Consider the following 12,439-nt stretch of genomic DNA (forward strand, 5'->3'; position numbering starts at 1 on the left):
GTTGAGCTGATTATTAAAATCCAATATGTCTTCTGTTTTGTCAATCCATCCCTCAGCGTGATGTGATTATCCATAGGGTTTAATTTGTTGTCAGGCGCGGCATCTGCTTTAATTGTGGTTATGTGATTTTTCTAGAATAAGCAAATGAAATTACGGACATTTCTCCTACTATTTTTCACCACCCTGTTTGCAGGATGTGCCACTTATGCTGGCCTTAACTATGACCAGTTGTTTGGTAAAGCCGAGGTTAGAGAGCGCATCGCCCCGAACGCCTCCGTGCCAGCCGATTTTTTCCTCCAGCAAGTCAAACCGATCTTGGATAATCGCTGCGTCGTTTGCCACGCCTGCTACGATGCCCCTTGTCAGCTAAAACTTTCTTCTGTTGAGGGCATCGATAGAGGGGCTAGCAAGGCACTGGTTTATCAAGGAACTCGATTAACTGCCTCGGCGCCGACTCGCTTATTTGAGGATGCCGAAACCACGCAGCAGTGGCGCGAAGCCAGCTTCCATCCAGTATTGAATGAACGTGAGCAAACGGGCGTCGCCAACCTTGAAGCAGGCTTGGTCGCCCGTCTATTGCAGCAAAAAGAACGCCACCCTTTGCCGCAGCAAGACCAGTTAACCGGGTTTGATTTTTCGATTGATCGAGAACAAACCTGCCCGACAATCGAAGAATACGCTCAGTACGAAAAAGATCACCCCACTTGGGGGATGCCCTTTGGCATGCCAAACCTGTCGGCAGATGAGTACCAGACTTTGATGGCATGGCTTGAGAATGGCGCCATCATGAACGAACCACTCCCTCTTAGCAACGCGCACGCTGGCGAGATCTCGCGCTATGAGCAGTTGCTCAACCAACATTCACCTAAAAACCAACTCGCTGCACGATACATTTACGAACACCTGTTTCTCTCGCACCTCTATTTCTCTGAGCTTGAGGGCGCGCCACGTTTCTTTACCTTAGTGCGTTCGTCCACCCCTCCCGGAGAGCCTGTGAAACGCATCGCAACACGACGTCCATACGACGATCCTGGCGTAGAGCGCGTCTACTATCGCATCATCCCAGAGCAAGGGTCGATTGTGGATAAAACCCATATGCCATTTGCTTTAAACAGCAAGCGAATTTCAGACTGGAAAGCGTGGTTTATTGACGCCGATTACCACGTCGCACAGTTGCCTAGCTATGATCCCAATGTGGCCGCCAATCCCATGACCGCATTTATCGATTTGCCGGTAAAATCGCGCTTTAAGTTCATGTTAGACAACGCGCAAAATACCATTATGGCCTACATCAAAGGCCCAGTCTGCCGTGGTCAGTTAGCCCTGAATGTCATCAATGACCGCTTTTGGGTATTCTTCCTCGATCCTGATAAAGCAGACATGCCACAAGTCAATGAGTTCTATCACTCGCAGGCAGACAACCTAAAACTGCCCGCAGAGCTGGAAAGTAATGCGCTGCCTGTAACGAACTGGGTCAAGTACTCGGTGCAGCAAGCGCGTTATTTAGAAGCAAAATCGGAGTTCATCAATCATTGGTTCAAAAATGGCACTCACTTGACCACCGATATCATTTGGGACGGCAATGGAGAAAACGCCAACGCTACTTTAACGGTATTTCGCCATTTCGACAGTGCATCCGTGGTACAGGGATTAGTCGGTGAAAAGCCGAAAACGGCTTGGGTGCTCGATTACGCGCTACTGGAGCGCATTCACTACCTTTTAGTCGCAGGGTTCGATGTGTATGGCAACTTCGGTCACCAACTGATGACTCGAATGTTTATGGACTTCTTGCGTTTGGAAGGCGAAAGTAACTTTATTGCTTTGTTACCTGCACAGATGCGTCACCTTGAGCATTCAAGTTGGTATCAACAACAAAGCCCACAACTGAGTGATTTCCTACAACGCAACATCACGCCTTTTAACCAACCGACGAGCGTTGTCTACCATACCGACGATCCTAAGTCCGAACTATACGATATTTTGCGCTATCAAGTGAGTGCGGTACTCAATGACCGCTATGAGATCGTCGATACTGGGCTTAGCAAGAATAACGAAGCTTTACTGAACTCGCTCAATCAGGTAAAAGGCGAAGCGCTAGGGCCAGTTGCACAAATCAGTATGTTGATGGTGACATCGCACTCAGGCAAAGAGCAACTGTTTACCTTGCTGAAAAATAACGCTCACGTGAACATCTCTAGCTTATTTAGCGAAGATAAAAACCGTGATCCTGCGAATGACGATCTCACTATCGTGCGTGGCGTGCTAGGCAGTTATCCAGCGGCGTTTTTTGTCATCAATGAAGCACAAGTCGTCGATTTCGTTCAATCATTGAAATCGATACGCAGCGAAGAAGATTACCTTAAGTTATTGGATAAATTCGCTATTCGCCGTAGTTCGACGCAATTTTGGCCGACCAGTGACAAAGTGCATCAATGGTATCGTAACGATCAACCGATCGAATTTGGTTTACTCGACTATAATCGTTTTGAAAACCGATGAAGCAATCGAGTCAGGGAGGTTCCCATGAGTATCCGGGATCGTATCGAAGCTCTGGAACAGCGAATTTACGTCGCCTGTTCCGAAGGAGATTATGAGACCGTCAATATGCTGGAAAACCAGTTGGATGCATTGCGGGGCCGTATCGAACACCCATTCGACGACGACCTAAATGCGCTGGAAAGTAGCGTAAACCGTGATGACGATTGGCGTTAAACTCTGCCCGATAACGCTAAAAACCTCCGCTTTGTGCGGAGGTTTTTTTAAAGGCCAAACTGTGCATTTAGCGCCCTTATGCTGTCAATAAGCACGGTGTCCAATGTCTGCTGCTCTGTTCGATAGGCTTGCAAAGGCGAAATATCAGCTTCAATTTGTTGGCAAAGCATCATCAGGCTGGTGAGACCTAAACTGCCTGCGCTGCCTTTGAGCTTGTGGGCTAAATTCTTTATTTTTTCGCCATCGCCTGCAACCGATGCCTGTGCCATTTGAGCCGCGATTTCTTGGCTACTTTGGGTAAATAGGGTAACAATTTGCACCATCTTTTCTTGCCCAAGAATATGCAGATCCGCGTTAAGCAGCTCGACGTTCAGCAATTCACTTTCTCTATCAAGCAAAGAGATGACCTCGCTAGCTGACTGGCTTTTCAGCTCATTGGGCTGGTAAAGCCAATGTTGTACTTCTTCAGCCAACGCTTCTTTTTGCAACGGTTTTGCCAGATAGCCATCAAAGCCAGCCGCGAGATACTGCGCGACCTCCTCATCAAAAACATGCGCAGAAACGGCCACCATCGGCGTGTTGCAATTTAAGCTGCCTTCTTCTCTTTTGAGACGCTGCATAAGATCACAGCCGTTGCAATCAGGGAGGTTAATGTCAATCAGGGCAAGATCAAAAGCGTACTGCCGCGCAAGCTCTTCTGCTTCTGATCCATTTTCCGCCACCAATACCTGATGGCCCAAACTGTGTAGAAAACCCTCCGCAACCAAGCGATTCACAGGATTGTCTTCAACCAGAAGAATCGTCGCCGACACATTGCTCGCGCATGGCTGGGCACGAGTTTCACTTTCTTCCGGCACCTCTGTGCTTTCGAGCGGCACACTGAACCAGAATCGGCTGCCAACGTTTAGCTGAGATTCCACCCCGATCTCGCCACCCATTGCTTCGACCAATCGCTTACTGATCGCCAGTCCTAATCCGGTTCCCCCTGCATGAGTAAGCCCTTGCCCAACCTGTGTAAAAGCATCAAACAATCTCGACAGTTCCGCTGGAGCGATCCCAATACCGCTATCGCTCACTTCAAACAGCACTCGCGTTTCATCTTCAGGATCACGGCAGACGTAAATATCCACTTCACCGTCGGTGGTAAATTTGATCGCATTGCCCACTAAGTTATTTAACACTTGCCCCAAGCGGGTCGCATCACCGAGCCAGTGACGCCCTAAATCAGATTCAAGGTGGTAATCAAACGCCAGTTGCTTCTCTTTCGCCCGGCTTTTCATCAATTGAAAACTATCTTGCACCAGTTGCGGCAAATCAAAAGGCGCAAGACGGATTTGTAAATGTCCCGCCTCAATTTTCGAATAGTCGAGCACGTCATTGAGAATAGTGAGCAAATTATGCCCACTACGGTCAATGATATCCGCGTAATACCGCTGAGTAGCATTGAGCCCCGAATCGATGAGCAGTCGCGTTGTGCCTAAAACGCCGTTCATCGGTGTACGTATCTCATGGCTCATGGTCGCCAAAAAAGCCGACTTAGCGCGATTTGCCTGTTCGGCTTCTATCCGTGCTTTTGCGTGATTGAGCACCTCACTATTGAGTTTTTCATTGGTGAGCTGCAACTGACTAGTGCGCTCCGCAACCACTTTTTCGAGATGCGCTTTATGCTCTTGCAGTTCGCGCTTGGCCTGCGCTTCACCTTGCGCCACGGTTTTCAATGCTTGGGCGGTATCACGTGCTTTAATGATCGCGCGCCCCATTTGCGCCAATTCATCCCGCCCTTGAACTTGCAGTGAGACATTCAGATCCCCTTGAGCGACAGCAAGCAGCGCAGCAGAGTACTCGGTTAAACGTTTGACGACTGACACATACACCACACGCCAAACGATCAGCACAACAATCGCAAAACCCAACAACGAAATGAACGTCAGTAAAGTACGGGCAAAATCCAAAGTTTGCGTGAGCGCTTGCGCCGCTTCGCTTGTGGCCTGATTGGACGCATCGACCAAGTGGTTAACGGTGCTGTTTAGCTGGGTAAACAGATCCAACGTTGCCAGCATCAGTGCTTGCGACTGCTGATTATTTTCCTCTTGCTGGAAAAGTAGGGAAAAGACATGTTTCCGCTCGGCAAGTTGCTGTAATAACTGCGCCATCTGCGCTAAACGTGTGGGGTCTTCCACCGCGGAGACCCGTCGCTGCATCAGCTTGAGATTGGCGGCAAACTCACGGCTTACCTCATCAATACGTTGGGCGTTGTTCAAGGTGCGCGCTTCTTCAATCTGGTTGAGCATGCGAAACGCCAATAAATGCAACTCATGCAGACGCTCGCTAAGATCGAGATCCACCTCAACAAACGCATCCAACGCTTGGATGATTGCTTCGCGCTCCCCCGCAGAGAGCAGATCGTACAGATGGGTAATGTTGGCAACGGCTGTCGTACTGGTATTGAGCACTTGTGTGCGCGTCAGTTGCTCCAGCTCGTTACTGAGTAAACGCATTTGTGCGGCTTGCGCTGCGATCTCCGAGGCCAATTTGAGTCTTCTCTCGACCGAGAGTCCTAGCTGCGCCAAGTTATCAATAACCTGCTGCACGTTCACTTCCAGACGCAAAAGTAAGTCAGGGTCAAACGAACCACTACTGCCGAGCGTCTTGATATGTGAAAACAACTTATCTAACTGGGTAAACACGACTTTGCCTGCTGCTTGACGCTCGGGCTCATTTTTAGCATTCGACAAGGTTTGTACCGAGGCAATAATACGTGAGCTGAGTTCGGAGACTTGACGCGCCTCTATCATTGCAGGAATGGCGGTATCGACCACATTGCGCTCAGTTTTCGCCACCAAAGAGAACCCCAATACACCAATCAATGCAGAGATCATCACTAACACCGCCAAAGCAATAAACGAGAGCAGCAATTTACGGCCAATACTGGCAGTGGTAAGTAACATACTTAAGAGACCTATGGCTGAATCGGCTGGGTAAGCGCTAAAGAATACGCTATATTCTGCAAAGTTACCGCAATCCACTGACATTGACCTTGCTGCATGTTAAAAACCAACCCACTTAGTTCGACATTAAGCTCTATCGGCTTACTTTTCTTCGCCACTCTCACTTCCTCCACTGCCATTGCCAGCGAGAAGCTATGCGCCATCTATCCGCACCTAAAAGATTCCTATTGGCTATCAGTCAACTACGGCATGGTTTTGGCGGCGCAAAGACTGAATGTAGAGTTACGCGTTTTGGAATCTGGCGGCTATCCCAATGTCGCTAAACAGCAACAACAAATTCAGCAGTGCCGTCAATGGGGTGCACAGGCTATTTTGCTCGGCACGGTCGACTCACACGCATTTTACGATGATTTGCAACGCTGGAGTGGCGACGTGCCTGTTTTCGCCACCGTCAATCAACTGGTACTCAATGAGCATCAGCGCCCTCAGTTAAAAGGCAGCGTTGGTGTTGATTGGTATTGGATGGGATATCAGGCTGGGCGCTATTTAGCAACAAAACATCCTGCTGGTAGCGGCGTGGTTCAAGTTGCGCTGCTACTTGGCCCAAACAACCGCGGCGGAACCAAACCCGTCTTGCAAGGCTTCAACGCCGCCGTTCAAGACAGTGATGTTAAGGTGGTGGTGCATCTTTCTGCCGACAATGACAAAGAATTACAGCGCAACTTAGTGCAACAAGTGATTGAGACACAAACGATTGACTACATAATCGGTAGCGCAGTCGCGATTGAAGCGGCCATCAGTGAACTACGCAGTAGCGGGAAGTCACAACAGATAGGACTGGTGTCGACCTATTTGAGTCACGGCGTTTATCGCGGTTTACTGCGCCACAAAGTGGAATTCGCCCCGACCGACCAAATGGTCAAGCAGGGTCGCTTATCCGTTGAGCAAGCGGTGCAATTTTTGCGCAGCGTCCCTTATAAGCAAACGTTAAGCCCTGATATTCAACCGTTAACGCCTGACACGCTTGAGATCTCAACTATTGAAGACTCTTTATCACCATCCGCATACAGGCCGACTTTTCACGTTAAAGCAGTTGAATCCCAACCCTAAGTTATGCTTAATAAGGTCAAACTGAATAGGGTCATTCAAACGGAAAACTTTGATGCAAAAAACAACTCGTACCATGCCCGCACACAAACATATTGCACTGGTTGCGCATGATAACTGCAAGCCAGAGCTGCTGCGCTGGGTAAAGGAAAACAAAGAAAAGCTGCAACGCCACTTTCTTTATGCCACTGGAACCACCGGTTTTATGTTGAGCAAAGAGACAGGATTGGCGATCAAGAGCATGATCAGTGGACCGATGGGCGGCGACCAACAACTTGGCGCGCTGATTTCTGAAGGGAAAATCGACATGCTAATTTTCTTCTGGGATCCACTGAACGCTGTACCTCATGATCCTGATGTCAAGGCTTTGCTGCGCATTGCCAGCGTGTGGAACATTCCCGTCGCAACTAACCGTGCAACGGCCAAGTTTCTCTTCGCTTCGCCTTTGCTAGAGCAAGAAGTGGATATTGAGATCCCTGATTATCAGGCTTACCTTGCCGAACGAACCTGAGCGAAGAAGCTCGCACTCCAAGCTGCCATCACGGCAGCTTTTTTTTGCTGAATGATTTAGAGTTAAGGCCCCAAAAATAGAGATCGGAAACGGGCGCGCATCAAACATCTGCAACAAATTATCTTTATTTAGTTAACAAGCCTATCAACGACGTCTTAAGATGAGCATTAAGCGATTATTTTCATATCATCGCTTTGGCTAGGAAAGGACCAATAATGAAAAAGATAACCAGAACACTTCCATCAAAGAAACGTATTGCGCTTGTCGCTCATGATGGAATGAAACACGACCTGCTAATGTGGGTTCAGCGAAATCTCAGTGCATTGCAAAATCATCAACTTGTTGCCACCTCAACCACCGCGCAATATTTATCGATCAACACACCACTGATCCTCGATAGATTGAGCAGTGGCCCGATGGGCGGCGATCAACAAATCGGCGCGAGAATCACCGAAGGAGAGATTGACGTTTTGGTGTTCTTCTGGGATCCGCTCGACGCGCATCCGCATCAATTCGACGTCATTGCCCTACTCAGGTTGGCCACGGTATGGAACATTCCAGTGGCCACCAATCCGTCATCGGCCGATCTGCTGTTTGGCAACCATCAACTAGGTGAAGTAATGCCCATCACCATTCCAGACACGCCAACCTGTGTCTATCAACAAAGGTAAGGATAAAAATCAGGACTGTTTGATCACAGGGTAAGCCTCCTCAACCAGTTCCTGAACAAAGCCCGAACCTGAACCATTGTGTGTGATCCACACTTTCTCCCGAGCGCGGGTCAACGCGACATAGAACAACCTGCGCTCGTCAGCATAGGCAAAATCATCACTAGACAGCGTAAGCGCATTGTTGAGGTGCAGCTGCTTTTTCTTGGCTGGAAATTGCCCTTCATCGACGCACAGTATTATCACGTAGTCTGCCTCTTTGCCTTTGCTGGCATGGCAGGTCATAAAACGAATATCAAGCTGCGTGAAGCGCTTAATCCAATCGTCACACAGATCGGGCTTGTGGTAATGGTTACGCCCAAGCAACAAAACCGATTTGTTGCCTTTACTTTGACGATTCAACTGATCAAGGATCTTTTCTACTGAGTTACTTGGCGCCGTGTAAACGGCTTTCTGCTTTTGTTGCTTAAAGCTGTTCAACTGCTTTTTCAGTTGGATAGGATTTTGCTGAATAAAACGGTTAGCCACTTCGCCAATCATATTGTTGAATCGATAAGTGGTGTCGAGCTGGTGCACTGTCGAGTGAGTAAAGCGCGCTTGAAAACCCGTTGTCAGGTCAACACTCGCGCCGGCAAATTGATAGATGGCCTGCCAGTCGTCCCCGACCGCAAACAAGGATGCTCCCGGCTGTTTATTGGTTCGTTGACTCAACGCCTCCACCAGAGCAAGACGATCCGGCGAGATATCTTGATACTCATCCACCATAATAAAGCGCCAAGGAGAAACAAATTTTCCTTGTTCCACATAGCGGGTTGCGCGGCTGATCATGGTCGGAAAATCGATTTGGTTGCTCTCTTTAAGCATTTTCTGCCAAGCACTGTAACAGGGCCAGCACAGCGCCAACTCACTGTTTAAGCGCGTATAGTCTGCCAGCTCCACCAACCGCTCTTGTACCTCTTTTTTGCCAATACCGAGCGCGGCCAGTTGTGAAACTTGATTTTCCAACCATGAGAGCAACTTAGGGTTTTCAGCATGGCTCCCCAGCTCATCATCACCGGTTAAATAAGCGATAGGCCATTTCGAGAGATGTTTCTGCCAACGTTTGAAATTGGTCGGCGTCATCCAGTGCTTCTTCAGCCAGTCGACACACCAAGCCATGCGCAATTTGTCATCCAACGCCATCGGGGAGATTTCCACTGGCGTCTCTTCAACTTGATTGACAATCGACAGCCCCAGTTGATGAAAGGTTGATACGTTGGTTTTTTCCGCTGCCAAGCCGATTTTATCCCGCAGGCGTTGGCGCAGCTCGTCTGCCGCCTCACGGCCAAAGGCCAGCATCAAGATCTCTTCATCCCTCGCCTGATGACTTTGCAATAAATACGCAACCCGAGCAGTCAGCACGCTGGTCTTGCCCGACCCCGCTCCCGCGAGCACTAGGTTGTGATCATCGTTAAGCAAGACTGCATACTGCTGTGAGATGTTTAATGGCGAGGATTCAATTTGATTAAACAGCACTTCCCAGTTGCGTCTCTCACGCTCAAGCCATGTTTGATTGCGTTCGAACAATTTTTCAGAGCCGTGACGCAGCCACTGTTCTAGCCGAGCGACGCGTTCAGGAAGACGCAATGTTGCTTCCTCAAGCGACATTTTCATTTCTGTCAGTTGCTCGGTAACCTGATTTGCCCATGCCTCTAATGCAGAATGAGGAAGATAAGCCGGAAGATGTTCAAGTCGGTGTAACTCGTCTTCCCAATGTGGCAGATACTGGCTCAACTGGCGACATTGCTGATTATGCCACTCTTGATAACAATTCACCGCTTGACGCGCAAAAAGCCGACACTCTGGCCAAGGCAAGCCTTGCACCAGCCAGCTCTGTTGACGACCATCCACTTCGTGGGCAAAAAATTGCAACGCTCCCCAAAATAGGCCACGTTGAACCCTTACCTGACCGTTCCATACGGTGAAAGGAATATGTTCTTCACTGCCAACCGACGCGAGCAGCAGATGGTTATCACTCAATTCAACATGATGATACTCATTCTGGATAAAAAACTGCGCTGTCTGATTGGCGGTTAGTAACATGGACAAATTGCTCTCGGTCTCATTTTTGCTTTGCTCGGGTTATACCATGATGACACTAGAAAATGTAGCCAATCATCCCCACACTGGCAGCCAAAGCACTGATTGGTGGATTCTCCAGCAACTGCAACTTTTTCTGTGTCTAGGTCATAATTCGTGACCTTTGTTCTGTTACACTGACAACCACTTCGTTTTAGTCAATCATGCACAGGATACGTGTGAAATTCAGATCCCGGCTTCGCCATTTTTGGGCAAACAAAACCATTAATTACAGTGTGCTGATCCTACTGACGCTGCTGGGAGTGGTGATTCCCGCTTGGTATTATCAACAACATACCTTGATAACCCCATTAATTCTTGGCGTTATTGCTGCTGCGCTGGCAGAGAGCGATGACAGCTTTAGCGGGCGCTTCAAAGCTCTCATCCTCACCTTTGTCTGTTTTGCCATCGCGGCCTTTTCCATCGAACTGCTTTTTGCCACTCCTTGGCTGTTCGCTATCGGACTGTTTATCTCTACCTTTGCTTTTATCATGCTTGGTGTGCTGGGGCCCAAATATGCCAGCATCGCTTTTGGTTCACTTCTGCTGGCGATTTATACCATGCTGGGCGCGCATGAGAGCACTAATATCTGGTTCCAACCCCTGTTATTGCTGTCAGGTGCCGCTTGGTACTACCTGATGTCGATGATTTGGCAGATCCTCTGGCCAATGCAGCCCGTGCAACAGAGTTTGGCGATGGTCTTTAGCCAACTCGCCAATTATCTGGATGCCAAGGCCAAGCTGTTTCATCCGGTCACTAATCTCACTCCGCAGCCGATGCGAATTGAAGCGGCGAGACTCAACGCTCTGACGGTAACGGCGTTGAATAACTGCAAAACCACTCTGCTTAGCCGTTCAAAATGTGGACACATTGACGGACCAAGCGATCGCTTCCTTAACATCTATTTTATCGCTCAGGACATCCACGAGCGGGTCAGTTCAAGCCACTATCGCTATCAAGATCTGGCGCTGCAGTTTGAGCGCTCTGACGTTCTCTTCCGTTTCAAATATCTACTCGAAAGCCAAGCGAATGCATGCAGAGAGATCGCCGAATCACTGCGTCTTGGCAACGAATACTCTCACAGCCAACAGTCGATTTTAGCCTTGGCTGAATTGCAAAACGCATTGGGCTATTTAAAAGAACAGAAAAATCCTGCTTGGAACAGGTTACTGGCCCAACTTAACTATCTGTTTAATAACTTGGCAACGGTGGAAAAACAGTTCAACAATATCAATAACCCCGATGCAGAAAGACCAGAAGAAGGGGTATTAGATGACACCAATCCGCACACGCTCAAAGCCATGTGGCAACGGATTCAGGCCAACATGCACCGCGATTCGATGTTGTTTCGCCACGCCATTCGCATGGCAATTGCTCTGACTGCGGGTTACGGTATCATCCAAGGAATGGGGATTGAGCGCGGCTACTGGATATTGCTGACCACCTTATTTGTCTGCCAGCCCAACTACAGTGCCACTAAACAGAAGCTGACAGCTCGTGTGGCAGGCACGTTTGCTGGTTTGCTCATTGGCGTACCCCTGCTTACTTTTTTCCCTTCGCAAGAGAGCCAACTGGTATTTATCGTGGTATCTGGAGTGCTGTTTTTTGCATTTCGCATCAACAACTATGGGTTTGCCACCGGTTTTATCACCCTCTTGGTTCTGTTTTGCTTCAACCAACTCGGCGAGGGTTATGCCGTGGTTCTCCCACGACTTGCTGATACACTAATTGGCTGCGCACTGGCGGTTGCGGCAGTGGTTTGGATCCTACCCGATTGGCAGTCGCGTCGCTTACACAAAGTAATGGCGGATGCTGTGGAAGCAAATAAGCAGTATCTGCTGCAAATCATTGGTCAATACCGGATAGGCAAAAAAGATAGCTTGGCCTATCGAATAGCAAGACGCAACGCGCACAACAGCGATGCCAATTTATCTTCAGCAATCAGTAATATGCTGGTCGAGCCGGGCAAGTACCAAACGTCGGTCGATGAGAGTTTTCGTTTTCTCACCCTTAATCACGCCATGCTCAACTACATTTCAGCGTTGGGAGCGCATCGCACGCGCTTAGATGATGAAACCACGCATCAACTGGTTTTAGATGCGCATCGCGTCATTCATCAACATTTGGATGCTCTGCAAGCACAACTTTACCACCATAGCGAATCCTGCGAATTAGACATCAACAATGAAGCAGAGCTTGATAAGCGACTGAGCGAATGGCGTGAGGATGATGAGAGCAGTGCACGTATGGTTTTACAGCAACTTCATCTTATTTATCGAATGATGTCAGAGCTGCACTCGTTGGCGAACAAGTTTTCCGTCCAAGTCGATAAGTGAGGCGAAAATCAAGGCAAAAAATTTCACTCTCGCCTAAAC

General features: G+C 48.7%; 8 protein-coding genes. 6 read left to right on the forward strand and 2 right to left on the reverse strand.

Annotation, left to right across the window (positions count from 1 at the left end):
• Window positions 1-144: 144 nt before the first annotated feature.
• Window positions 145-2,499 carry a fatty acid cis/trans isomerase gene (locus EWA64_RS19735; RefSeq protein ID WP_061894522.1) on the forward strand — a complete coding sequence of 785 codons (2,355 nt, stop codon included), beginning with the start codon at window positions 145-147 and terminating at the stop codon, window positions 2,497-2,499.
• Window positions 2,500-2,523: 24 nt separating this feature from the next.
• On the forward strand, window positions 2,524-2,712 hold the full coding sequence (locus EWA64_RS19740; RefSeq protein WP_039442820.1) for a hypothetical protein: 189 nt from the start codon (window positions 2,524-2,526) through the stop codon (window positions 2,710-2,712).
• 47 nt (window positions 2,713-2,759) lie between these two features.
• Here EWA64_RS19740 and torS read toward each other — a convergent pair whose 3' ends face one another.
• Complete coding sequence (torS, locus tag EWA64_RS19745; RefSeq protein WP_369435838.1) at window positions 2,760-5,660, reverse strand: TMAO reductase system sensor histidine kinase/response regulator TorS; 2,901 nt, start codon at window positions 5,658-5,660, stop codon at window positions 2,760-2,762.
• Window positions 5,661-5,756: 96 nt separating this feature from the next.
• Here torS and torT point away from each other — a divergent pair, with 96 nt between their 5' ends.
• The 3 genes from torT (at window position 5,757) to EWA64_RS19760 (ending at window position 7,949) form a co-directional block, all read left to right on the forward strand.
• Window positions 5,757-6,770 (forward strand): TMAO reductase system periplasmic protein TorT, encoded by a 1,014-nt coding sequence (torT, locus tag EWA64_RS19750; RefSeq protein WP_061894521.1) that lies wholly within the window; start codon window positions 5,757-5,759, stop codon window positions 6,768-6,770.
• A gap of 52 nt (window positions 6,771-6,822) precedes the next feature.
• Window positions 6,823-7,278: a methylglyoxal synthase gene (locus EWA64_RS19755; RefSeq protein ID WP_039442824.1), complete on the forward strand. Its 456-nt coding sequence runs from the start codon at window positions 6,823-6,825 to the stop codon at window positions 7,276-7,278.
• A 215-nt stretch (window positions 7,279-7,493) separates the two neighbouring features.
• Complete coding sequence (locus EWA64_RS19760) at window positions 7,494-7,949, forward strand: methylglyoxal synthase (RefSeq protein ID WP_061894520.1); 456 nt, start codon at window positions 7,494-7,496, stop codon at window positions 7,947-7,949.
• 9 nt (window positions 7,950-7,958) lie between these two features.
• Here the strand turns inward: EWA64_RS19760 and helD are convergent, their stop codons facing one another.
• Window positions 7,959-10,028 carry a DNA helicase IV gene (helD, locus tag EWA64_RS19765; protein WP_061894519.1) on the reverse strand — a complete coding sequence of 690 codons (2,070 nt, stop codon included), beginning with the start codon at window positions 10,026-10,028 and terminating at the stop codon, window positions 7,959-7,961.
• 215 nt (window positions 10,029-10,243) lie between these two features.
• Between helD and yccS the strand changes: the two genes are divergently transcribed.
• A complete protein-coding gene (gene yccS, locus EWA64_RS19770) occupies window positions 10,244-12,400 on the forward strand; it encodes a YccS family putative transporter (protein ID WP_139045673.1) in 2,157 nt (718 codons plus the stop codon).
• Window positions 12,401-12,439 lie beyond the last annotated feature (39 nt).

Source organism: Vibrio cidicii, from assembly GCF_009665415.1.
In the GTDB taxonomy this organism is placed as follows: Bacteria; Pseudomonadota; Gammaproteobacteria; order Enterobacterales; family Vibrionaceae; genus Vibrio; species Vibrio cidicii.